The sequence below is a fragment of the Bacteroides sp. HF-4919 genome (assembly GCF_018860125.1).
The window spans coordinates 981676-1006248 of record NZ_JAHKNF010000001.1 but is presented as its reverse complement, the minus strand read 5'-3'; the positions used below and the strand labels follow the sequence as shown (position 1 = coordinate 1006248).

Genomic DNA, 24573 nt, shown 5'->3' with positions numbered 1-24573 from the left:
AATAAATGTCATTAAATTAAGTATATCAAGTTTGGCCAAAAATGATTATATCTCCGAATCTAACGCAGTTCCTTTCTTCTATACGGGTTGTTTCGAATTCCTATCGAACATGTCTTTTATTTCCTCAAAGTTTTCAATGATTGTAGGATCGAAATCTGTGCTATTCATGTATTTCAGTAATGAAACAAGCATTTGTTTTGCTACCGGTCTGTTCTCTAAATCAGATTGCAAATCGAAAGTGGCTAATACCAATTTGCCTCCATGCACTTTGCCTTCATACAAAGAAGCCAGACGGCGATTATTAGTAAAGTTATCGACCATTTCTACAATAGGGGTCCCTCCCTGTATACTATCTGTTATCATGGTTTTGGAGTTCTTATTTAAATCCCACCATTGCCAATCGGTGTGCATGTCTGTCGGAAAATCAGCCAATGCTTTATGAGCCGGATTACATAATACTCCCATTGTCCCGGCCTGATTCGGAAAATGTACCGGGCTCCAGAATACAGGTACGAATTTGCCTTCGATACCTTTCATCTTTTTCCAATCCGGATTGAAAAGGACTTTTTGCCCTTCATTCAGCCATGCCATGGCCTGATCATAATTACGGGTATATTTCACATTACCCCATTCTACTTTTTCTCCTTCAGGATAAACCCATATGTTCCATCTGTTTACATAATCTGTTCCGATTACTTTTACACACACTTCCAGTTTTGAAGCATTCTGTATATCTGTCAAGGGTACCGATATCTCACCCAATTTTCCATTATAACCAAATTTCAATTCTCCTACTTGTATTTCACCATGCTTTACAGAACGTCCTTTATCCAGAATATCCCAATGCAGTGTTTTGTTTGTCAGAATATCGTTTCCGTAATTGCATAACTCGATCTTAGCTTGAAACATTTCATCGTTTTTATATACTGCTTTAGGAAAGCGCAATAACGGCACCACCGGTGAACAAAACTCCCGGAAGGCTTTACCGTCGATAATTCCTTTACTTTCCCAGAAGGCATTCAATAGTCCGACGAGTGCTGTTCCTTGTCCCGGAAAGTCGTGTAAATCAAGTAATTGAAAACCACTGATTCCATCAGTTTTCAATGCACGCTCAATTTCTTCTTTATATAAGATTGCGGCTAACTTTCCGGAAGCCATTAAATAATCGGGTGCTTTATCAAGTAATTTCTTTTTTTCAAGATCATTCTTCACAGCCATAAAATTTAAGGGTTTCAGAACTCCGGTATATTTGGAAATCTCGGTTAAATCCGGATAAACCGAATATTGTCCTATTTCGTGCGTAATCAGAGAGACCTGTATACCTGCAACCGATTCACTGTAATCTTTATCGAATGTAGGGGATAGTTGATTGAAAACTCCCTGTCCCCGTACCCAGCCTTTATTGGTCCACTGCGTGACAAAGAAATCATCGTTTGATTCCGGCCATCCGCCATGTCCGCCTTCGAACGTAAACGAAGTTGTTACGTATAAGTGTCTGTTATCCTTTGCTTTCAATTCGTCTAACATTGCAGACAGAATGGTGAAATCTCCCTGCAATTCGTTTCCCAGGCTCCAAAGGCAAAAAGAGGGGTGATTGCCGTAATTTTTGATAATCCGGTCTGCTTCTTCTCTTAAAAAGCGTACGGCACTTGAATCCTGCCCAATTGTAAGTACCCATGCAGGAAGTTCAACCTGTAAATAAAATCCCATTTCATCTGCTGCTTCAAAAGCTGCTTCGGGAGGGCACCAGGAATGAAAACGGAGATGATTCAGCCCATATTCTTTGGCTGCGGCATATACTTTTTGCCAGCCTTCTTTATTCATTGGAGGAGTTCCGGTTAATGGGAATATGCAACACTCCAATGTACCTCTTAAGAACAAAGGTTTATTGTTCATCAACATTTTATCACCGTTTGTTTCCAATTGGCGCATACCGAAATCTTCTTTTATTTCTGATACTCTTCCATTGGCCTCCAATGTGACCGTAGCCTGATACATTTCAGGAGTAAATTCATTCCATAATATCGGGTTATCTCCCATGTTGTAAAGCAACTCAACCGATGAGGCTCCGGCTTTCACATCCATCTTTTTTACCTGCTCTTCAAGTTGTTGAGAGCCGTTTTTTGCAGATACTTTCATCGAAAGCAATGCATGTTCTGCGGCAGGTGTATTGTTTGAAAACGAAATAACGGCTTTTACCTGTTTGTTTTTTACATCGGGATATAGTTGTATGCTTTCTAAACGTATTTTTTCCATGGCCCGGACAGTCATATCTCCTAAAATACCATTCCATTTAATTTGTGTATGATCTGTATATGCATGTGCCATACCATTGGAGATATCATAACGCTTGCGATTATCGACGCGTATGGTCAGAATATGCTTTTTACCGCATGTCATATAAGGAGTCAGATTGTAGCGGTGTGGCGTGCTTAAGCTTTCTTCATGTCCTTCGACTTTCTTATTATCTACCCAAACCTGAGTATCCCACAAGGCTCGTTCCAAATCCAGAAACAGCTCTTTATCATTCCATTGGGCAGGGACCGAGATCTCTCTTGAGTACCATGCAACTCCTACGTAATTGTGCAAACGTGTGAGATATAATAACTGGGGTTTTGACAGTGTAGGTTCCAAGGCATTGAGGGTTCCAAGTCCGGCATCGTCAGTTGTACCCGGTAACTGCATGGGCGTTTCAAACAGGTTGCCTTGCCATGATTCTTTTATTCCAACATCTGTACTGTCCAGCCTGACAGTCCACTCTCCGGAAATATCCAACTGTTTCTTTTCAGAAGAACATGATGTCGACAGAATAATGATCAATAAAGAAAATAGTAGTTTTTTCATATTATTACATTTTAAATATTACAAATAGCTGATCTTTCAACATTGCAAAATAGCTAAGAAAATATAACCTTGAAAATGTAAGAAAGGACTGTTATGATGTATAAAATCTCTAATTTTAAGTGATTATATCATTGATTATCTTTAAAAATACCCTAATAACCAGTGTTTTCAGATTAATTCAATAAAAAGAGTCGAAAAATATCTCGTTTTATAATAAAGATGTATATTTGCAAAAAGAGTGTAACTATGGAACGCAAAAAAGAAGGATTTACCAATCAAAGAGCGATTGTTCTTCCTGAAGCTATAAAAAAAATATTGGTCGGCAACGAGCTGACTAATTTGTTGTATGTAACGGATATCGGGTATTATCCACATGCCACCGGACACTATCGAGCCAGAAGATATGGTTCGCAACAGCACATTCTTATATATTGCACTGAGGGAGAGGGCTGGTATAGCATTCACGGTCAAAGACAGAAAGTATGCAAAGACCAATTCTTCATTATCGAAGCGGGCTTGCCACACATTTACGCCGCTTCAGAAAACAGTCCATGGAGTATATATTGGTTGCATTTCACCGGAGAAAAAAGTCATTTGTTTAATTCATTCTACAACAAACTGCATAAAATAGATGAATCTCCCAACGCACGTATTAAAGATCGGATGCAGTTGTTCGAAGAAATTTACCAGAATCTGGAAATGGGATATAGTATTGAAAACCTGGAATACACTACACTGTGTCTATGGCATTTTATAGCTTCCTTCAAGTTTGTTTCACAGTTTAGAGAAATTAATCGGGCCAAACAAGGAGATGTCACTCAGGAAGCGATCAGTTATATGAGAAAGAATATCGAAAAGAAACTCTCGCTGGATGATATAGCCGGCAGTGTCAACTACTCATCTTCGCATTTCGGACAAGTGTTTTTAAAGAAGTCCGGATACACTCCTTTAAATTACTTCAATCAATTGAAAATACAAAAGGCCTGTCAGTTACTTGACTTTTCAGACTTGAAAATAAAAGAAATAGCAGAACAACTTGGCTTTTATGATCAATACCATTTCTCTAAAGTATTCTATAAGCAGATAGGCGAGACACCAAGCAGTTACAAAAAAAGGAATAAAGGATAAAAAAAGAAAATGCAAAAGTGCAGCTGATAAATGTAGGAAAGTAGTACTTAAAGTTTGTTTATAAGGCAAATTGAGTGTATCTTAGCAGGCAAGATGTATATCTTAGCGGCCAAGATGCAAATCTTAGCTGCTAAGATGCACATCTTGCGACGCAAGATGAACTTATCGCCTAAGGGAGGCCATTTACTGAAGTAGCCGGAGCGACTTTGTCCGGCATACTTGGCAAGTTTTTACCTTTACTTCCGACAAGCCCACTCTTTATCGGTTTTCTCTATTCACCTTTTAAAAACATTGCAAGCTATGGCTGAATATCAAATGCAAGAACTGACTCTTCCCAATGAGGAAGACAAGAAAATTCTTTTCCCGCGCATGAAACTGTCCGGGCAAGTAGACTTAAATTACATTGCTTCACACATTAATTATGCAAGTTCTTTTACCCCGGGGAATATCATCGGACTGACGAAGGCTTTGGCGCAGGCCATTGCCTATGAAATGGGGCAGGGACATTCAGTGAAAATCGACGGACTGGGTATCTTTACTCCTTCACTGGGGTTACGTGACGGAGCCGAGCGTGAGAGTGGTGAGAAAGGTGGTAAAAAACGTAATGCCATGAGCATCTGTGTAAAGAATATCAATTTTCGTGCTGACAAACAACTGATCATTGAAACAGGAGACCACTGTATGCTGGAGCGTTCGGAATGGAAGTTCAGGCACTCTTCGCAATTCTACTCAGAGCAGGAACGGCTCAAGATGGCACAAGACTATCTGGCTGTGAATCATTTTATGAAAGTGGCGGATTATTGTCGCTTGACGGGGTTGTTGCGTGACAAGGCTGCACGGGAGTTGAAACGCTGGACCAAACAACCTGAAACAGGTATTGATTATCGGGGACAGGGCTCGCATAAGATATACATGGTCCGTTCCAACTTATGAGTGTGTCCTTACAAAAAAGATAATCAGTGCATACGCATCGCGTTGCCGGGACATATCGGTATTTTTGCGGAAGAAACCTGATTCCGACTCGTCTTAAAATGACTTCATGTTATTATTGTGTGAAGTTGTTTTAGGGCAAGTAAGATACCGGACACCATTGATTGCGGATATGTATCGGACAGATTTTAAATGATCTGCTTTCTTTATAATATGCATCCGCTCTTTTCTTCTCTGTTTACGAAATATTTTTATCTCTAAATAATCACTATTTACATCCATATAAACTCTCGTATTTGCATTATATTCCATATTCTGCGTTTATTGATTTCTTTGAATTAATATATATTTGTATTTTTGATTCACTTTTATATCACAATGAAAAGAATGATTATATTGATCAAGAAGTGAAGTTTTTACTCTCTATGAAATAATAATGTAATTAAATAGTGATAGGTGTATCACTGTTTTCAGTGACAAAAATGTATTTAATATCGTTTTATGGTGGCAAATAGTGAAGCGAATAATACGTGATTGATAAATTTTGAAATATTTTTTCTGTTAAGTATTTGAAATGATAAATCTATGCGCTATATTTGCTGTTACACTAAAAGATACTAAATGAAGAATTGCTCTTATTGAAATAATGTTAACTGTACGGCTAACGCTATTGGATCCGTTAAATAAGAATTCAACAAGAGAAAGAAAAGATATATTTGATAATAAAATTTTATAGGGGTATTACACTTACATAACAAATTACTTTATTATAGGTACAAGAATATTGGGGGGAGATGCGAGGATATTACAGTAAGTCAATTGACATTATTATTGCTCAAATATCAGTTGAAAAACGAGATTTATACAGGATAAGCTGCATTGGATGTTTTGTTCACTGAATAATAACCGGAATTGACGTTAATATAAAAGTTCTATATATGAAAAAAATATATCTGTTATTATCATTTCTTTCTGCATTTTTTTTGCTCTCGGCTTGCTCAGATGATACTGAGCAATGTTTATATTCTCCTAAGGTATTTGATACCGGTAATTTATTGAGTAATAAAGTAAAAGAGGAATTCTTGAATTTTGATTATCCTGCTGGAATTGTTCCGGTTCTTTTTGCGGCAGATAGCATGAGGTTGAATGAGTTAAAACTCTTTTTTACCACAGGTTCATCACAGACTAATGATTTTTATAATCAATGACTTATAGTTTGCTCTGTGTCCTCTGTGGTGAGTTTCGGCACACCCTTTATGTTGATGAATGTTTTGATGATCTTGCGGATTCAATATCTGAATCAAAAGTTCTCGTTCAAGAGTTGAATGCTTTACCTTCGTCTAAAAATATCGGATAAATTCTGCCGTGTCTGTTATTTCTGCATTGCCTGGAATACATAGGGACTCCCTCGGAGAACTTTTACGGAAAATGTGCTTTTACCTCCTATCCTATCCTTTGGGCGGATAATGTGTGAAGATCTATTATATTATAAGTAACAAAGCAAAAGAGTGCTTTGAGCATGCTGCACAATTGGGACATTCGCTCGCAAGTTCGAAAGCCCGGCAGATAGAAGGTGAGATGAGCAGGTTATAATGCGTGATTTTATTATTTTTCTGTTTTTAATTAGTAGAAAACATTAATTTTGCATTCGATTTAAATCCGATTCGAATGTCACAACTTCCAACGTTAATAGCCGACCTCGCTCTGATTTTGATTTGTGCCGGTGTTATGACTTTGTTATTCAAGAAACTGAAGCAACCACTTGTGCTGGGTTATGTCGTTGCCGGTTTTCTTGCCAGTCCACACATGCCTTATACGCCTTCGGTGATGGATACAGCCAATATTAAAACCTGGGCGGATATTGGAGTCATCTTTTTGCTTTTTGCCCTTGGACTGGAATTCAGTTTTAAAAAGATAGTGAAGGTTGGAGGTACGGCTGTCATTGCTGCCTGTACCATTATCTTCTGTATGATTCTGTGGGGGGTTGCTGTCGGGATGGGCTTTGGTTGGCAGCGTATGGACAGTCTGTTTCTGGGCGGGATGATTGCTATGTCTTCTACTACCATCATCTACAAAGCGTTTGATGATTTGGGGTTGCGGAAGAAACAATTTACCGGTTTGGTGCTCAGTATTCTGATTCTTGAAGATATACTTGCCATTGTGTTGATGGTGATGCTTTCAACGATGGCTGTCAGCAATAATTTTGAGGGAACAGAGATGTTGAGCAGTATCGGTAAACTACTTTTTTTCCTTATTCTTTGGTTTGTGGTAGGTATTTATGCCATACCCGAATTTCTGAAACGTTGTCGGAAATTGATGAGTGAAGAAACATTGCTGATTGTTTCTCTGGCTCTCTGTTTCGGTATGGTGGCTATCGCTGCCAATACGGGCTTTTCTGCTGCATTCGGTGCCTTCATTATGGGGTCTATCCTTGCCGAAACAATTGAGGCCGAATCTATTGACCGATTGGTGAAACCTGTGAAGGATTTGTTTGGAGCTATCTTCTTCGTATCAGTGGGAATGATGGTAGATCCTGCAATGATTGTTGAATATGCAGTTCCAATTATAGCTATTACATTGGCAGTAATCTTGGGTCAGGCCTTTTTCGGCACAATGGGCGTTATGTTGGCGGGACAACCTTTAAAGACAGCCATGCAGTGTGGTTTTAGCTTGACACAGATAGGGGAGTTTGCTTTTATTATCGCTTCTCTCGGTTTGTCATTGCATGTGACAAGTGATTTTTTATATCCGATCGTAGTTGCTGTTTCTGTTATCACCACATTCCTGACTCCTTATATGATCCGTGTTGCCGAGCCGGCTTCAAATTTTGTAGACCGTAAGTTGCCTGAGTCGTGGCGACGTTTCCTGATGCGGTATACTAACGGTTCCCGGACCGTCAATCATGAAAGCCTTTGGCGGAAATTACTGTTTGCCTTGGCACGGATTCTGGTGGTTTACTCCATTGTCAGTATTTCTGTGATTACCCTTTCATTTCGTTTTGTGGTGCCCTTGTTTCGTGAACATCTTCCGGGTATCTGGGGACCACTGGCGGGAGCTGTTTTTACTATTTTGTGTATATCTCCTTTCCTGCGGGCCATTATGGTGAAGAAAAACCATTCGGTAGAATTCATGACTTTGTGGAATGACAACCGTGTCAACCGGGGACCTTTGGTTTCTACAATTGTGTTTCGTGTAGCTGTTTCCGTTCTGTTTGTCATGTTCGTGATTACCCGTCTCTTTAAAGCGTCTGTCGGATTGATGTTCGGAGTTGCCTTGTTGCTGGTAATCCTGATGGTTCTTTCACGGCAGCTGAAGAAACAATCTATTTTGATAGAACGTAAATTTTTTCAAAATCTCCGTTCCCGTGATATGCGTGCCGAATACCTGGGGGAGAAAAAGCCGGCTTATGCCGGGCGTTTGTTGTCGAGAGATTTACACCTGACCGATTTTGAAATTCCCGGAGAATCGGCTTGGGCCGGAAAAACATTGCTCGAGCTGAATTTGGGCAAAAAGTATGGAGTGCATGTTGTTTCTATTCTACGGGGAAAGCGTCGGATTAACATTCCGGGAGGTTCTGTCCGTTTATTCCCGATGGATAAGATACAGGTTATTGGTACTGATGATCAGTTAAATACATTTGCAGAGGAAATGTCTCATGTTTCTGTTATCGATTGGGATGTGTTTGAGAAAAGTGAAATGACATTGAAACAATTGTTGATTGATACTGATTCTGCTTTTCTGGGCAAAACATTGCGTGAATCAGGTATCCGGGATAAGTACCATTGCCTGATAGCCGGTGTGGAGCGGGGAGGAGAGGCTTTGATGACTCCTGACGTAAATATTCCTTTTGAAGAAGGAGATGTGGTATGGGTGGTAGGTGAGAATGAAGATGTATACCGGTTAATAGGGCAAAATTGTGATAGAAAACGTTAACAGGATACTGGCATATCATAAAAAAATGCGATATTTGCGAAATGATTCAGATAGAGACTATACTTGATATACTTGTTAAAGGATTCGTGATTGGCATTGTGGTTTCTGCACCGCTGGGGCCTGTAGGTGTCCTTTGTATTCAGCGTACTTTGAATAAAGGACGCTGGTACGGATTCGTTACCGGTCTGGGTGCTTCGTTGAGTGATATTGCTTACGCCCTTCTAACGGGATATGGCATGAGTTTCGTGTTCGATTATATCAATAAAAATATTTTTTATCTACAGCTTCTCGGAAGCATTATGCTATTGGTTTTTGGTATATATACATTCCGTAGCAATCCGGTACAGTCCATCCGTCCGGTATCAGCCAATAAAGGTTCTTATTTCCACAATTTCATCACCGCTTTTGCGGTTACACTTTCAAACCCTCTTATAATTTTCCTTTTCATCGGTTTGTTTGCCCGTTTTGCATTTGTGCAACCCGGTGTGTTGGTTTTTGAAGAGATAACCGGTTATCTGGCCATAGCTCTCGGAGCATTGGCATGGTGGTTCGGAATTACTTTCTTTGTCAATAAAGTGCGGACACGATTCAATTTGCGTGGCATCTGGATTCTGAACCGGGTGATCGGAAGTATTGTGATGGCTGTGTCTGTGTTTGGATTGATATTCACTCTGTTGGGGGAATCTATCTATTAATGTAGGAGAAAAGAAAGAAGATGAAAATAGCGCAACAACTGAAAGAAAAGAATATTGCCGAGTACCTTATATATATGTGGCAGGTAGAAGATCTGATCCGTGCCAATGATTGTGATATCGACCGGATTAAGGAGAACATTATATCCCGTTACAAGATTGGCGATGAAGAACGCCGTGAGTTGACGGAATGGTATTCTAATCTGGCTTCAATGATGCGGGAAGAGGGAGTCCGTGAGGAAGGACATCTCCAGATAAACCGAAATGTAATCATTAACTTGACCGAACTGCATGCAGCTTTGCTGGCATCGTCTAAGTTTCCTTTCTATAGTTCGTCTTACTTCAAAGCACTGCCTTTCATTGTAGAGTTACGAAATAAAAACGGTCAAAAGGAAGAACCGGAACTTGAAACCTGTTTCGAGGCTTTGTATGGGATGATGTTATTGCGTTTGCAGAAGAAGCCTATCAGCCCGGAGACTACAAAGGCGATGGAGGCTATCAGCAGTTTCCTGTCTATGCTGGCTAACTATTACGACAAGGACAAAAAAGGAGAGTTAAAATTGGAATAGAAATGAATACGATTCACCACAGAGTACACGGAGGACACAGAGTTTTAATCTCTTGTTTATTAAGATGTTTAAGAAAAAGATATTCTCTGTGTTCTCTGTGTCCTCCGTGGTGAATTAAACTCAAAAAAAGATAGAAATGAATATATTAGTCACCGGAGCCAACGGGCAACTTGGCAATGAAATGCAGGTGCTTGCCAAAGAAAACCTGCAGCATACGTACTTTTTTACGGATGTGCAGGAGTTGGATATTTGTGATGAACAAGCTGTTTATGCCTATGTGAGTGAACACAAAATTGATGTCATTGTGAATTGTGCGGCTTATACAGCGGTGGATAAGGCGGAAGATGATGCTGAATTTTGTGACAAACTGAACAATGTCGCACCAGGATATTTAGCTCGGGCGGCACAAGTCAACGGAGCTGCGATGATTCAGGTTTCTACCGACTACGTGTTTGATGGCACAGCCCATATCCCTTACACAGAAGATCAACCCACTTGTCCGACCTCAGTTTATGGCTCTACCAAATTGACCGGTGAGCAGAACGTGATGAACCATTGTGAAAAAGCTATGGTAATCCGTACGGCATGGTTGTATTCTATCTATGGCAACAATTTTGTGAAAACAATGATTCGTTTAGGACGTGAGCGTGAGTCTTTGGGGGTTATATTTGATCAGATCGGTACGCCGACTTATGCCAATGACTTGGCTCTGGCTATTTTTGCAGCCCTTAATAAAGGTATTGTCCGTGGTATCTATCACTTTAGCGATGAGGGAGTTTGTTCTTGGTACGACTTTACAATAGCCATTCATCGTTTAGCGGGAATCACTTCATGTCAGGTGAAACCATTGCATACTGCTGATTATCCGGCAAAGGCACCTCGTCCGCATTATTCCGTACTCGATAAGACGAAAATAAAAGAGACATTTGGCATTGAAATCCCGCATTGGGAAGAAAGCCTGAAACGTTGCATTAATCAATTAAGAGTGGAGAATCTGTGATTCTTCATCCTCAATTCTTGAAATATGGCAGATAATACAGAAATATTAAGAAGGCGCACTTTCGCCATTATTGCACACCCGGATGCCGGTAAGACTTCACTGACTGAGAAATTGTTGTTGTTTGGCGGACAGATACAGGTGGCAGGAGCAGTAAAAAGTAACAAGATTAAAAAGACGGCGACTTCCGACTGGATGGAGATCGAAAAACAACGTGGTATCTCAGTCACTACTTCGGTGATGGAATTCGATTACCGGGACTATAAGATTAATATTCTGGACACTCCGGGACACCAGGATTTTGCCGAGGACACATACCGTACCCTGACGGCAGTGGATAGCGTTATCATTGTGGTAGATGGCGCGAAGGGTGTGGAAACCCAGACTCGTAAGTTGATGGAGGTTTGCCGGATGCGGAATACACCGGTGATTATCTTTGTCAACAAGATGGACCGTGAAGGGAAAGATCCGTTTGACCTGCTGGATGAACTGGAAGAAGAACTGATGATTCAGGTGCGCCCATTGTCGTGGCCTATCGAACAGGGTGCCCGTTTCAAAGGAGTTTATAATATTTACGAACAGAAACTCGATCTTTATCAACCCTCTAAACAGGTGGTAACGGAAAAAGTGGAAGTGGATATTCATTCCGAGGAATTGAACAAGCAGATTGGTGATACGCTGGCTGATAAATTACGTGGTGATCTGGAGCTGATTGAAGGTGTGTATCCTGAATTTGATGTAGAAACTTATTTGCAGGGAGAGTGTGCTCCTGTATTTTTCGGTTCGGCTTTGAATAACTTTGGTGTGCAGGAATTGCTCAATTGCTTTGTTGAGATTGCTCCCGCTCCCCGTCCGGTACATGCTGAAGAACGTGAGGTGATTCCCGAAGAACCTAAATTTACCGGTTTTATTTTCAAGATAACAGCTAACATCGACCCTAACCATCGTTCATGTGTGGCATTCTGCAAGATTTGTTCTGGCAAATTTGTAAGAAATGCGCCTTATTTGCATGTGCGCCATGGCAAGACGATGCGTTTCTCTTCGCCCACCCAATTTATGGCACAGCGTAAGACAACTATCGATGAGGCTTGGGCGGGAGATATTATCGGTTTACCGGATAACGGAACGTTTAAAATTGGCGATACGCTTACCGAAGGCGAACAGCTTCATTTCCGTGGTTTACCGAGTTTTTCACCGGAGATGTTCAAGTATATTGAGAATGCCGATCCGATGAAGCAGAAACAGCTTGCCAAGGGCATCGACCAGTTGATGGACGAAGGTGTGGCCCAGTTGTTTGTCAACCAGTTCAATGGCCGCAAGATTATCGGTACAGTGGGGCAATTGCAGTTTGAGGTCATTCAGTATCGTTTGTTGAACGAATACAATGCTTCTTGTCGCTGGGAGCCATTAAGTCTGTACAAAGCATGCTGGATTGAGAGTGATGATCTGGAAGAACTGGAAGCATTCAAAAAGCGTAAATATCAGTATATGGCCAAAGACCGCGAAGGGCGTGATGTCTTTCTGGCCGATTCGAATTATGTGCTTCAGATGGCACAGATGGATTTCAAAAATATTAGGTTCCACTTTACGAGCGAGTTCTGATTCGCTTTACGAAATAAATTGGATTAAGACGGTGGGCGGGTTGCAGAACAGTGCAATTTGTCCACCGTTTGTTCTCTTTCTGACAATATAAAAATACCTTGTTAACGCATTCTTATGGTATAATTTTCCCTAAATAAGGGGCGATGTTGCCTTAAAAATTTTACCTTTGTAATCTAAACAAAAACTCGAAGTCATGAAGTATAAATTGTTAGTCCTTGATGTAGACGGGACATTGCTTAATGATGAAAAGGAGATTACTCCACGTACCCTCGCTACCTTATTGAAAGTGCAGCAGATGGGTGTACATCTTGTTTTAGCATCGGGCAGGCCTACCTATGGGATTTTGCCATTGGCTAAAAAACTGGAATTGGGTAACTATGGCGGATATATCGTGTCTTATAACGGTGCGCAGGTTATTAATGCAAAAAATGGAGAAGTATTGCTTGAGCGGCGTATTAATCCGGAAATGTTGCCCTATTTGGAGAAAAAGGCACGTAAAAATGGATTTTCTATCTTTACATACACCGAAGATCGGATGATTGCCGATTATGCTAATAATGAACATATTCTTTGGGAAGCACGTCTCAATGGGATGGAGCTGATTGAGGAACCCGAATTTTCGGCAGCTGTAGATTTTGCTCCTTCCAAATGTATGTTGGTCAGTGATGATGAAGAAGCATTGGTAGCTTTGGAAGAACATTGGAAGAAACGTTTGAACGGTGCACTCGATGTATTCCGTTCGGAACCTTATTTTCTTGAAGTGTTGCCTTGCGGTATCGATAAGTCTACCTCTTTGGGAGCACTGTTGTTCCACCTTGATATTACACCCGAAGAAACGATTGTGATAGGCGACGGTGTCTGCGATGTTTCGATGATACAGTTTGCCGGATTGGGTATTGCCATGGGGAATGCCCAGGACTCTGTGAAAGTTTGTGCCGATGTGGTGACTGCATCGAACGAAGAAGACGGAGTTGCCCTTGCCGTAGAAAAGGCGATTCTTGCAGAGATCCGTCCTGCCGAGATTCCACTTGATCAGTTAAACGAGCGTGCCCGTCACGCATTGATGGGGAATCTGGGTATTCAATATACTTATGCGTCCGAGGACCGGGTTGAGGCTACCATGCCGGTAGACGAACGAACCCGACAGCCTTTTGGCATTCTGCATGGAGGGGCTACTTTGGCATTGGCCGAAACTGTAGCCGGATTGGGGTCGATGATTCTTTGCCAGCCTGATGAGATTGTCGTTGGTATGCAAGTCAGCGGTAATCACATGTCATCTGCCCACGAAGGAGACACGGTGCGGGCTGTCGGCACCATCATCCATAAAGGTCGTTCATCTCATGTCTGGAATGTGGACGTATTTACGTCGACGGACAAGTTGGTGTCTTCTATTCGGGTGGTGAATAGTATATTAAAGAAGAGATGACGTCAGAAGAAACAAATAATTGTGAGATTATAGATGAGTTGATCCGGCAGGGAAGAAGTTTTGCGATGTATCGCAATCCGGGGGAAGAAGAACCTCACTTTCTGATGCAGACTTACGGAGAAGTACGTTTGGTTCGGGAAATGGAAGAACTAAACGGACAGACAGGTTTTGTTATCGCTCCTTTCCGGGTTACTCCGCAATGTCCTATCATACTGATTCAACCGGACTGTCAAGAAATTCCTTCCTGTGCAGGCAGCCCGCGCAGGAGTGTGCAGCCTGTCTGCACAGAGGTGTGCAACCGGTCTGCACAAAACGAACGGCCTGTGAGAGCAAAAGAAGCTTATGCAGCCTGTTTTGATATTTTTATCCGGGCTTTACGGGCACATACTTTTGATAAGCTGGTGCTGTCCCGCAAAGTGACGGTGAAGAAAGAACCGGGGTTCTCTCCTGCAAGCGCTTTCTATAAAGCTTGTAGGCGTTATATTTACTCCTATGTCTATCTTTGCTATACTCCGCAAACGGGAGTGTGGATGGGCAGTACACCGGAAATCATTTTATCGGGTGAGAAGGGAGAGTGGAATACTGTGGCATTGGCCGGAACCCAGTCTTTACAAAATGGTGAACTTCCTCAGCATTGGGATGAGAAGAACCGGGAGGAACAGGAATATGTAGCCGCATATATCCGTAATCAACTCCGATCGTTAGGTATTTCTCCGGTGGAGAAGGGACCTTATCCGGCTTTTGCCGGAGCTTTATCGCATCTGAAAACTGATTTCCGTTTCTCACTGAACGATAGTCGTAAATTGGGGGATTTGTTGAAGCTATTGCATCCTACTCCGGCTGTGTGCGGATTACCCAAGGAGGAAGCCTATCGGTTTATTCTCGATAATGAAGGCTATGACCGCAGTTATTATTCCGGATTTATCGGCTGGCTCAAACCGGAGGGGAAGACAGACCTGTATGTCAACCTACGCTGTATGAATGTGAAAGAGGATACTCTGACACTTTATGCCGGAGGTGGGTTACTGGCATCTTCCGAATTGGATGATGAATTTCAAGAGACTGAAAAGAAGATGCAGACGATGAAGAACTTGAACTCTTTATAAATAACTTAATAGAGCGATGTATTCAGATAAGGAAAACATATTGCAGTTGGTAGCGTTGCTTCGGGCACACGGAGTGACGAAAGTGGTCTTATGCCCCGGAAGCCGGAATGCTCCGATTGTACACACACTTGCCGGACATCCTGATTTCACCTGTTATTCGGTAACAGACGAGCGGAGTGCCGGTTTTTTTGCTATCGGGCTTGCCTTACATGGCGGAAAACCTGCGGCAGTCTGTTGCACATCCGGTACGGCTCTGCTGAATTTGCATCCTGCCGTGGCGGAAGCCTATTATCAGAAAGTACCTTTAGTAGTTATTTCTGCCGATCGTCCCGCAGCCTGGATTAACCAGATGGATGGGCAGACTTTACCGCAACCGGGTGTCTTTCAGTCGTTGGTGAAGATGTCTGCGAACTTGCCTGAGATACATACCGACGAAGACAAATGGTATTGTAACCGTTTGCTGAACGAAGCATTACTTGAACTGAATCACCATGGCAAAGGACCTGTGCATATTAATGTACCGGTTTCGGAGCCTTTGTTCCAGTTTACGGCAGATGTTCTTCCCGAAGAGCGTGTTATAACACGTTATCAGGGACTGAATGTTTATGATCGCGATTACGACGGTCTGATTGATCGGCTTAATAAATACAACCGGCGCATGATAATTGTCGGACAGATGAATCTGATTTACCTGTTTGAGAAGAAATATTCAAAGATGCTGTATAAGCAGTTTGCTTGGTTTACCGAACATTTGGGTAACCAGACTGTTCCCGGTATTCCGATCCGGAATTTTGATGCTGCTTTATATGCCATGTCTCCGGAAATGCAGGAAAAGATGATGCCCGAACTGGTAATCACTTATGGAGGACATATCGTCTCCAAGCGGATGAAAAAATTCCTTCGTCAACATCCGCCCAAGGAGCATTGGCATGTGTCGACGGATGGTGAAGTGATTGATCTGTTCCAAGGTTCACTCACGACGGTCATTGAAATGGACCCGTTTGAGTTCCTTGAGAAAATAGCTTTCTTGCTGGACAACCGTACACCAGAGTATCCTCGGCAATGGGAAAATTTTTGCAAAGAACTTCCCCAACCAGAGTTGCCCTATTCGGAGATGTCTGCCATAGGAGCGTTGATAAAGGCTTTGCCTGCTTCATGTGCTTTACACCTGGCCAATAGTTCGGTTGTACGCTATGCTCAACTATACCCTTTACCCGATACAATAGAGGTTTGCTGTAACCGTGGAACAAGTGGTATCGAAGGTTCCTTATCGACAGCAGTCGGTTATGCCGCTGCCTCCGGAAAGTTGAATTTTGTGGTCATTGGGGACCTGAGTTTTTTCTATGACATGAATGCGTTGTGGAATAATCATTTCGGAAGTAATCTCCGCATACTTCTCTTAAATAATGGGGGAGGAGAAATCTTTCATACTCTGCCCGGCTTGGAAATGTCCGGCACTTCGCATCGTTTTGTGACTGCCGTACACAAGACGTCTGCTAAAGGGTGGGCTGAAGAACGTGGCTTCCTCTACCAGGAAGTGCAGGATGAAAATCAGCTGGACGAAGCAATGAAGGTTTTCACCCAAGCCGAGTTATTGACTCAGCCTGTGTTAATGGAAGTTTTCACAAACAAGAATAAAGATGCACGTATTTTGAAAGACTATTATCATCAACTAAAAAAATAAGATTATGATTAAGCAAGGGGTGATGTTGATTGGTGGCTTATTGCTGTTTGTTATAAGCCCACTTGTGGAGAAGGTTGGGGCCATGTCTTCCGGGAATACCGTATTACAGGAGGTGATGGCTCATGTAGATACAATCGATTTTAGGTTGGCCTCTGCCGAAGAAGCTAAACGCCTGATAGTGGTTGAGGATCATTATACGCGTAACTGGACTCCGTTTGATATTGCAGCCCGTCTTGAGAATCCCGAAGGAAAAAGAGAAGATCTCGTCAGTCTGGCTATTGGTGAAGTTCGTGAATGGACTCCCCGGGAGGCGCAACAGATTGAACGGATCAGAAAAAGCCTGAATGACACGATTCGTAAGTATGGTTACCGGATTCCTTTCCCGAAAGAAATAGTATTGGTAAAAACAACAATGAAAGATGAAGGAGGAGCCGGAGGGTATACTCGCAGTAACTGGATAGCACTGACTGACGTTACTTTTCAGCGGGGAAACGAGCAGTCGCATACTCGTCTGTTGGTGCATGAAATTTTTCATATCCTGACACGTTTCAATCCCGGATTCAAAAAGAAAATGTACGAGGCTATTGAATTTAATATTCTGCCAAAAGAGATTGAATTGCCCGAAGATATTCGGGAATACCGGATTTCCAATCCCGATGTCAGCCGTTGGGACAGCTATGCCACTTTTACAATCGATGGTAAACCTCAGAATTGTACCATGGTTATATATGCCAACAGGCCCTATACCGTTGGTAAGTTCTATCAGTATATCAATGTCGGTTTGATTCCTTTGGATAAAGCATTCAAACCAGTTCGGGAAAATGGCAAGACAGTTATTTATCCGTTGCAGAAAGCTGCCGACTTTTTTGATAAGGTTGGGCGGAATACCGGATACGTTATCGATCCGGAAGAGGTGATGGCAGATAATTTCGCTATCGCAATGTTGAACAACCCCAATGTAAAGACACCCGGACTCCAGAAGAAAGTACAGGAATTATTAAAGAAATAACCATTAAAATGAATAAAGATGGAAACGAAAAGAGAGTGGACTCCTATTAAAGAATATGAAGATATTCTATTTGATTACTATAATGGCATTGCTCGTATTACAATTAACCGCGAGCGTTATCGCAACGCTTTCACACCGACCACAACCGGTGAGATGAGTGATGCTTTGCGTATTTGTCGTGAAGAGCCTGACATTAATGTCGTGGTACTGACCGGTGCCGGTGACAAAGCTTTCTGCTCGGGAGGTGACCAGAATGTAAAAGGACGAGGCGGATACATCGGTAAAGACGGGGTGCCCCGTCTGAGTGTGTTGGACGTACAGAAACAAATCCGTTCGATACCTAAACCGGTTATTGCCGCTATCAACGGATTTGCTATCGGTGGCGGACATGTACTGCACGTAGTATGTGATCTTTCCATTGCCTCCGAGAATGCAATCTTCGGCCAGACCGGACCGCGTGTAGGTAGCTTTGATGCAGGATTCGGCTCTTCTTATCTTGCCCGTGTGGTGGGACAAAAAAAAGCTCGTGAAATTTGGTTCCTTTGCCGCAAGTATAATGCTCAGGAAGCTTTGGATATGGGACTTGTCAACAAGGTAGTGCCTTTGGAAAAACTGGAAGACGAGTATGTCCAATGGGCCGAAGAGATGATGCAGCTCAGTCCATTGGCGCTCCGCATGATTAAAGCCGGCTTGAATGCCGAACTTGACGGGCAGGCAGGTATTCAAGAGTTAGCCGGTGACGCGACTCTGCTTTATTATCTTACCGATGAAGCACAGGAGGGCAAGAATGCATTCCTTGAAAAGCGCAAACCAGATTTTAAGCAATATCCTAAGTTCCCATAAGTAAAAAAGGCCTTCTTGATGGGAGGGCTTTGCTTTATAGTATTCCTATGTATACAATAAATATTATTCCCCGTATCCTCCATTTCAAGCAGCCAGCAGGAACTTCCCGCGGTACCTATACTACCCGGAAGGTTTGGTATATCTATCTTTCTACGACAGAGTATCCGGAACGTGTCGGAGTGGGAGAGTGTGCTCCGTTGCCTAAACTGAGTTGTGACGACCTGCCGGATTATGAACAAATACTCTGCAATGCTTGCCGGTGTTTGGAGCAGACAGGCAAATTGGATACGGAAGCTTTGCGTGATTATCCTTCGATTCTGTTTGGACTTGAAACAGCTCTTCGTCATTATGAAACTCAGAGTTGGGCATTATGGGATACTCCTTTTTCCCGGGGAGAAACCGGTATACCCATCAACGGACTTATCTGGATGGGCGATTTTGATAGGATGTTGCAACAGATCGAAGTAAAGATGCAGTCAGGATACCGTTGCATCAAACTGAAAATAGGTGCGATAAACTTCGAAGAAGAATTGGCACTGCTGAAGCATATCCGTGCTCATTATTCGGCGAGGGAAATAGAGTTGAGAGTGGATGCCAATGGTGCTTTTTCACCCGTTGACGCTATGGAAAAACTGAATAGGTTGGCTGAATTGGAACTACACTCCATCGAACAGCCCATCCGTGCCGGGCAGTGGGAGGAAATGGCCCGCCTGACGGCAGACACTCCGCTTCCCATTGCATTGGACGAAGAACTGATTGGCTGTAATACTCCCGAAGGAAAACAAGATCTGTTGACGTCTGTCCGTCCTCAATACATTATATTGAAACCATCTTTACATGGTGGAATCAGTGGTGGTAATGAATGGATTGCAGAAGCGGAAAAGCAGCATATCGGTTGGTGGATTACTTCTGCACTGGAATCGAATATCGGACTGAATGCTATTGCACAATGGTGTGCTACTTTCCGTAGTCCGCTGCCTCAGGGATTGGGAACCGGACTGTTGTTTACAGACAATATCGAAATGCCCCTTGAGATTCGAAAAGATTGTTTATGGTTTTGTAAATAAAAGAAATACTTATGATATTTAATCGGGAAGAACAACAGCTGATGCTGGAAGGCAATTTGCTTTCCCGGGAAGATGTAAAAAGACTTGTTGCCAATTGTACAGACGCAACGCCGGTATTTCTGTGTGAACTCTACCGTTTTCTGGACGATTGGTTCAACGATTCTCCTTATCTTACTGTAAAGACGTCCGGTTCTACCGGAACACCCAAACAAATGAAGGTCCTTAAAGACCGGATGATGCAGAGTGCCCGGTTGACTTGTGAGTATCTGGGGCTTCGGCGGGGGGATAGTGCGCTATTGTGTATGCCTTTGCAATACATTGCCGGAAAGATGGTTGTGGTGCGGGCTTTGGTTGCCGGGCTGAATCTGGTTGTCCGCACTCCTTCCGGTCATCCGATGGCGGATTTGGATCAGCCGTTACGTTTCTCGGCAATGGTTCCGCTGCAGGTTTACAATACTTTGCAGATAGCCGCGGAAAGAGAAAGGCTCTGCCGGACCGATATTCTTATAATTGGCGGTGGTGCGATAGATGCCGGTCTGGAAGCTGAGATACGCCAATTACCGGGTAAGGTGTATTCTACGTACGGCATGACGGAAACCCTGTCGCATATTGCTTTAAGACGGCTGAACGGACCGGATGCGAGTACTCTTTATTATCCTTTTCCTTCGGTACGACTTTCTTTGTCACCCGAGCATACATTGATTATTGATGCTCCGCTGGTTTGCGATACGATTTTGGTGACAAATGATGTGGCGGAAATAAATTCGGACGGTAGCTTTTCTATCCTGGGCAGAAAAGACAATACCATCAACACCGGAGGTATCAAAGTGCAGGCGGAGCAGGTGGAAGATATACTGCGTCCTTGGATACATGTTCCCTTTGCCATCACTTCCGTTTCCGATGCCGCATTAGGGGAGGCCGTTGTTCTTTTGATAGAAAATGGAGGGTATACGGAACGGTTGGAGGAGAAGATGAAAGAGCTTCTTACCAAGTACCAGTTGCCTAAAATGGTTTTTTCAGTGGGCACTATACCCTTGACGGAAACAGGGAAAATAAATCGTGCCGGTTGCCGGCAATTAGCTGCTACTTATCAGGTGGGGCGTTAAGTGTTTTTTCTTTTTCAGTTGTATCATATACGGAATGGCTTTAAATTTAATAACCAACACATATAAACTAATGAATAAGATTTGCTTTTTTATCGGAGCTTTTATTACCCTGCTTCTGGCGGGTTGCAGTTCCAGTCCGATTTCACATGTCCGTTTGGCTACCTTCAACATCCGTTACGATAATCCGGGCGATAGCCTGAATTCTTGGAAATACCGTAAAGACCGGGTTTGTGAGTTTATCCGTGAAAAACAACCGGATGTACTGGGTATGCAGGAGGTGTTACATCATCAGTTAGAAGACTTGTTGGCCGGACTGCCCGATTATGCCTATGTAGGCGTGGGACGTGAGGATGGAAAAACTCAAGGTGAATATGCTCCGGTTTTCTATCGGAAAGATAAATATGACTTACTGGACAGCAATACATTCTGGTTGTCCGAACATCCGGATAGTGTCGGTAAACTTGGTTGGGATGCTGCCTGTACCCGTGTTGCCACCTGGGCTAAACTGAAGGAGAAATCCACCGGAAAAGAATTCCTGATGGTAAATACTCATTTTGATCACGTAGGGACAGAAGCCCGGAGGAACAGTGCATTGCTTATTATTGATAAGATAAAAGAGATAGCCGGTACACACCCCTCTATGATGACCGGAGATTTTAATGTTTCTGAGGAATGGGAAGCTTATAAAACAATTACATCCAATGAGTTCATATTGAAAGATGCGTGGAAGATAGCTGCGAAACAGACAGGAGAAAGCTATACTTTCCATGATTTTGGAAGGGTACCGGTGGCTGAGCGGGAGAAGATCGATTTTATTTTCGTAACTCCGCAAATAAAGGTGGCGGATGCGGAAATTATTTCTTCCGCGATTACAGACTCTACCTATTTGTCTGATCACAACGCGCATTTGGCCGACCTGGAATTCTAAACCACATAAACAGATTACATGACCATGAAACAAAACTTGCATTTGTTATTTGTCGCTTTTATACTGATGAGTTTTTATAGTTGTACTCCGAAGACTGAGTTATCCTCTCCGGACGGACACATCAAGGTGGCTTTTGCAACAGAACCTGACGGAAAGATGGTTTATCGGGTGGCGGTCAATGATACTCTTTTGTTGGACAACTCATCGCTTGGTTTCGAGGCGAAAGACGGGATCGACCTTAATCAAGGATTTCGTGTCGTGAAAACTACGTTTACAGATAAAGATGAAACCTGGACCCAACCGTGGGGAGAGAATAAGACGAACAGGAATCATTATAATGAAATGGCGGTTTTCTTGAAGAACGATGCCAATATAGAGTTAACTCTTCGTTTTCGTGCATTTGATGACGGTATAGCTTTTCGTTATGAATATGAGGTGCCCGGCGTTGACTCTTTGCTCGTCACCGACGAATTGACCGCTTTCCGCTTTCACGAAGATGGAATTTCCTGGTCAATTCCGGCCAGCTTCGAAACCTATGAATTGTTGTATTCGGAACAGAAGATCAGTGAAGTGAAGAATGCCAATACTCCTTTCACTTTCAAAACTCCCGGTGGGATATATGGCAGCATTCATGAAGCTGCTCTTTATGATTTTCCGGAGATGACACTAAAGCAGGATGGAGGTCATGCTCTAAAGTCGGAACTTGCTTCCTGGTCCGATGGTATCAAGGCCCGTAAAGGGAATAATTTCATGACATCATGGCGTACCATTCAGATTGCTCCGGCAGCTGTCGGCCTGATTAATTCGTCCTTGATTCTGAATTTGAATGAACCTTGTAAACTGGAAACTACCGACTGGATTAAACCGATTAAATATGTTGGCGTTTGGTGGGGAATGCATCTGGGGGTAGAAACCTGGAAGATGGATGACCGTCACGGAGCCACAACCGCCAATGCGAAAAAGTATATCGATTTTGCTCATGACAATAATATCGAAGGAGTATTATTCGAGGGGTGGAACGAAGGCTGGGAGAGCTGGGGTGGTATGCAGAATTTTGATTTTACCAAACCGTACGCTGATTTTGATATTGATGAAATAGTCCGTTATGCACGTGAGAAAAATGTTCAGATCATCGGACATCATGAAACCGGAGGAAATATTCCCAACTACGAACGCCAGATGGAAAAAGCGATCAAGTGGTATACCGAAAAAGGTATTCATATACTGAAAACCGGTTATGCGGGTGCTTTTCCCGACGGACATTCGCATCACGGACAATACGGAGTCAATCATTACCAAAAGGTAGTTGAAACGGCTGCTCGTTACCATATGACTTTGGATGCGCACGAGCCTATCAAAGATACGGGAATACGCCGTACCTGGCCCAATATGATGACTCGTGAAGGTGCCCGTGGGATGGAGTGGAATGCCTGGAGTGAGGGAAATCCTCCTTCCCATCACGAGATGCTACCGTTTACCCGTTTACTGGGTGGCCCGATGGATTATACTCCGGGTACTTTCGACATATTGTTTACACAGACGAAAGATTCTCCTAAACGCCAGAAGTGGAATGACCAGGATAAAGGCAATAGCCGTGTCAATACGACACTGGCCAAACAGTTGGCAAATTGGGTTATCTTATATTCCCCGTTACAGATGGCTTCTGATATGATCGAGCATTATGAAGGACATCCTGCTTTCCAGTTCTTTCGTGATTTCGATCCGGACTGTGATGAATCAAAAGCATTGGCCGGTGAGCCGGGAGAATTTGTAGTGATAGTGCGCAAGGCTAAACAGAATTATTTCCTGGGAGCTTCTACGAATGAGGGACCACGGACTTTACTGGTCAGCCTTGATTTTCTGGAAAAGGGGAAGACTTATAAAGCAATAGTCTATGCTGATGGCGAGCAGGCTGATTGGAAAACCAATCCGACCGAATATCAGATTACGGAACAGGAGGTGACGGCAAGAGACACAATAAATATCCGCATGGCCGCCGGTGGTGGGCAAGCCATCTCATTTATGCCCTTGCAGAAATAGAAACAGCATGATAAGAGGGAGGTAGTCCTTCAATTCCGAACGCAATATTTTCAGGGCTTGCCCTATGCGATAATTGACAGTTTGCGGAGAGACGTTTAGTTTCTCCGCAATTTCTTTATGAGTCAGTTGCTGATTTCGGTTCATTTCATATGCCTGACGAAATTCTGCCGGTAGCTTTCTTAAAGCCTCTTCATACAACCTGAAAAGTTCGTTTTCCAGATAAAAGTCAGGTGAAGAAAATTCGCTTTCATATTTTTCGGCAATTTCCAGATGTACCTTACGCTTTATTTCGAAATGGGAGATTTTATTAAGTGCCTTGTTCTTGACAATAGTAAAAAGAAGAGTTTTTAAGGTTAGTTCCGGAATGAGGGTTTTTCTGTTTTCCCATAACCACATCATGGTGTCCTGCACGATTTCTTCCGATTCACTCAGTGTGACGTACTGAGAACAAAAGACGCATAGTCCGCGAAAGTAATGGCGGTAAACATTGTCAAATACTTCTTCGCACCCTTCTCTCAAGGCTGATATAACGGCATTATTATCATTTATGTTTAGGTTAGTCAGAGTCTGTGCCATTCTTTTTTTCATTGTTATTAGCGAACAAACGTAGCTAAATTTTCGGTACTGACAAAATGATTCTTCGAAGAAAAAAAGTTTGTGTTTTTATTT

The 24573-nt window shown here is 42.7% G+C and carries 18 protein-coding genes and 1 pseudogene; 17 read left to right on the top strand and 2 right to left on the bottom strand.

The window, feature by feature from the left end:
• Positions 1–78: 78 nt before the first annotated feature.
• Positions 79–2844 carry a sugar-binding domain-containing protein gene (locus KO473_RS04290; protein ID WP_216035087.1) on the bottom strand — a complete coding sequence of 922 codons (2766 nt, stop codon included), beginning with the start codon at positions 2842–2844 and terminating at the stop codon, positions 79–81.
• A gap of 246 nt (positions 2845–3090) precedes the next feature.
• Between KO473_RS04290 and KO473_RS04285 the strand changes: the two genes are divergently transcribed.
• From KO473_RS04285 to KO473_RS04205, 17 genes and pseudogenes are all read left to right on the top strand, one after another.
• Positions 3091–3972 carry an AraC family transcriptional regulator gene (locus KO473_RS04285; protein WP_005775995.1) on the top strand — a complete coding sequence of 294 codons (882 nt, stop codon included), beginning with the start codon at positions 3091–3093 and terminating at the stop codon, positions 3970–3972.
• A gap of 300 nt (positions 3973–4272) precedes the next feature.
• Positions 4273–4905, top strand: a complete 633-nt coding sequence (locus tag KO473_RS04280; protein ID WP_005818897.1) for an HU family DNA-binding protein — start codon at positions 4273–4275, stop codon at positions 4903–4905.
• Positions 4906–5840: 935 nt separating this feature from the next.
• A pseudogene (locus tag KO473_RS04275) lies at positions 5841–6039 on the top strand (hypothetical protein); the annotation flags it as partial.
• Positions 6040–6570: 531 nt separating this feature from the next.
• On the top strand, positions 6571–8835 hold the full coding sequence (locus KO473_RS04270; protein WP_216035086.1) for a cation:proton antiporter: 2265 nt from the start codon (positions 6571–6573) through the stop codon (positions 8833–8835).
• Positions 8836–8876: 41 nt separating this feature from the next.
• Entirely contained in the window at positions 8877–9530 is a 654-nt protein-coding gene (locus tag KO473_RS04265) for a LysE family translocator (protein WP_005776017.1), read from the top strand.
• Positions 9531–9550: 20 nt separating this feature from the next.
• Positions 9551–10096, top strand: a complete 546-nt coding sequence (locus tag KO473_RS04260; RefSeq protein WP_122130548.1) for a DUF4924 family protein — start codon at positions 9551–9553, stop codon at positions 10094–10096.
• A 136-nt stretch (positions 10097–10232) separates the two neighbouring features.
• Positions 10233–11096 (top strand): dTDP-4-dehydrorhamnose reductase, encoded by an 864-nt coding sequence (rfbD, locus tag KO473_RS04255; RefSeq protein WP_122130549.1) that lies wholly within the window; start codon positions 10233–10235, stop codon positions 11094–11096.
• Positions 11097–11120: 24 nt separating this feature from the next.
• Entirely contained in the window at positions 11121–12695 is a 1575-nt protein-coding gene (locus tag KO473_RS04250) for a peptide chain release factor 3 (RefSeq protein WP_005809698.1), read from the top strand.
• 193 nt (positions 12696–12888) lie between these two features.
• Complete coding sequence (locus tag KO473_RS04245; protein WP_122130550.1) at positions 12889–14121, top strand: Cof-type HAD-IIB family hydrolase; 1233 nt, start codon at positions 12889–12891, stop codon at positions 14119–14121.
• On the top strand, positions 14118–15227 hold the full coding sequence (locus KO473_RS04240; RefSeq protein WP_022011861.1) for an isochorismate synthase: 1110 nt from the start codon (positions 14118–14120) through the stop codon (positions 15225–15227). The genes KO473_RS04245 and KO473_RS04240 overlap by 4 nt, the downstream gene beginning before the upstream one ends.
• A 16-nt stretch (positions 15228–15243) precedes the next feature.
• Positions 15244–16911 carry a 2-succinyl-5-enolpyruvyl-6-hydroxy-3-cyclohexene-1-carboxylic-acid synthase gene (gene menD / locus KO473_RS04235; RefSeq protein ID WP_005776024.1) on the top strand — a complete coding sequence of 556 codons (1668 nt, stop codon included), beginning with the start codon at positions 15244–15246 and terminating at the stop codon, positions 16909–16911.
• A 4-nt stretch (positions 16912–16915) separates the two neighbouring features.
• Positions 16916–17920: a hypothetical protein gene (locus tag KO473_RS04230; protein ID WP_122130551.1), complete on the top strand. Its 1005-nt coding sequence runs from the start codon at positions 16916–16918 to the stop codon at positions 17918–17920.
• 18 nt (positions 17921–17938) lie between these two features.
• Complete coding sequence (gene menB, locus KO473_RS04225; RefSeq protein ID WP_122130552.1) at positions 17939–18763, top strand: 1,4-dihydroxy-2-naphthoyl-CoA synthase; 825 nt, start codon at positions 17939–17941, stop codon at positions 18761–18763.
• A gap of 47 nt (positions 18764–18810) precedes the next feature.
• Positions 18811–19830 carry an o-succinylbenzoate synthase gene (locus KO473_RS04220; RefSeq protein WP_005809695.1) on the top strand — a complete coding sequence of 340 codons (1020 nt, stop codon included), beginning with the start codon at positions 18811–18813 and terminating at the stop codon, positions 19828–19830.
• Positions 19831–19841: 11 nt separating this feature from the next.
• Positions 19842–20936, top strand: coding sequence for an AMP-binding protein (locus KO473_RS04215; protein ID WP_005818913.1), 1095 nt, complete (start codon positions 19842–19844; stop codon positions 20934–20936).
• Between the two features lie 70 nt (positions 20937–21006).
• A complete protein-coding gene (locus tag KO473_RS04210; protein ID WP_005776030.1) occupies positions 21007–21864 on the top strand; it encodes an endonuclease/exonuclease/phosphatase family protein in 858 nt (285 codons plus the stop codon).
• Positions 21865–21888: 24 nt separating this feature from the next.
• On the top strand, positions 21889–23904 hold the full coding sequence (locus KO473_RS04205) for a glycoside hydrolase family 97 protein (protein ID WP_122130565.1): 2016 nt from the start codon (positions 21889–21891) through the stop codon (positions 23902–23904).
• Here the strand turns inward: KO473_RS04205 and KO473_RS04200 are convergent.
• Positions 23881–24480 (bottom strand): RNA polymerase sigma-70 factor, encoded by a 600-nt coding sequence (locus KO473_RS04200; protein ID WP_005776032.1) that lies wholly within the window; start codon positions 24478–24480, stop codon positions 23881–23883. The genes KO473_RS04205 and KO473_RS04200 overlap by 24 nt on opposite strands.
• Positions 24481–24573 lie beyond the last annotated feature (93 nt).

Coding starts and splice junctions, on each gene's coding strand:
- menB (WP_122130552.1), top strand. CDS start 17,939: ATGGAAACGAAAAGAGAGTGGACTCCTATTAAAGAATATGAAGATATT.
- KO473_RS04215 (WP_005818913.1), top strand. CDS start 19,842: ATGATATTTAATCGGGAAGAACAACAGCTGATGCTGGAAGGCAATTTG.
- KO473_RS04250 (WP_005809698.1), top strand. CDS start 11,121: ATGGCAGATAATACAGAAATATTAAGAAGGCGCACTTTCGCCATTATT.
- KO473_RS04220 (WP_005809695.1), top strand. CDS start 18,811: ATGTATACAATAAATATTATTCCCCGTATCCTCCATTTCAAGCAGCCA.
- KO473_RS04290 (WP_216035087.1), bottom strand. CDS start 2,844: ATGAAAAAACTACTATTTTCTTTATTGATCATTATTCTGTCGACATCA.
- rfbD (WP_122130549.1), top strand. CDS start 10,233: ATGAATATATTAGTCACCGGAGCCAACGGGCAACTTGGCAATGAAATG.
- menD (WP_005776024.1), top strand. CDS start 15,244: ATGTATTCAGATAAGGAAAACATATTGCAGTTGGTAGCGTTGCTTCGG.
- KO473_RS04270 (WP_216035086.1), top strand. CDS start 6,571: ATGTCACAACTTCCAACGTTAATAGCCGACCTCGCTCTGATTTTGATT.
- KO473_RS04260 (WP_122130548.1), top strand. CDS start 9,551: ATGAAAATAGCGCAACAACTGAAAGAAAAGAATATTGCCGAGTACCTT.
- KO473_RS04230 (WP_122130551.1), top strand. CDS start 16,916: ATGATTAAGCAAGGGGTGATGTTGATTGGTGGCTTATTGCTGTTTGTT.
- KO473_RS04210 (WP_005776030.1), top strand. CDS start 21,007: ATGAATAAGATTTGCTTTTTTATCGGAGCTTTTATTACCCTGCTTCTG.
- KO473_RS04205 (WP_122130565.1), top strand. CDS start 21,889: ATGAAACAAAACTTGCATTTGTTATTTGTCGCTTTTATACTGATGAGT.
- KO473_RS04265 (WP_005776017.1), top strand. CDS start 8,877: ATGATTCAGATAGAGACTATACTTGATATACTTGTTAAAGGATTCGTG.
- KO473_RS04245 (WP_122130550.1), top strand. CDS start 12,889: ATGAAGTATAAATTGTTAGTCCTTGATGTAGACGGGACATTGCTTAAT.
- KO473_RS04240 (WP_022011861.1), top strand. CDS start 14,118: ATGACGTCAGAAGAAACAAATAATTGTGAGATTATAGATGAGTTGATC.
- KO473_RS04200 (WP_005776032.1), bottom strand. CDS start 24,480: ATGGCACAGACTCTGACTAACCTAAACATAAATGATAATAATGCCGTT.
- KO473_RS04280 (WP_005818897.1), top strand. CDS start 4,273: ATGGCTGAATATCAAATGCAAGAACTGACTCTTCCCAATGAGGAAGAC.
- KO473_RS04285 (WP_005775995.1), top strand. CDS start 3,091: ATGGAACGCAAAAAAGAAGGATTTACCAATCAAAGAGCGATTGTTCTT.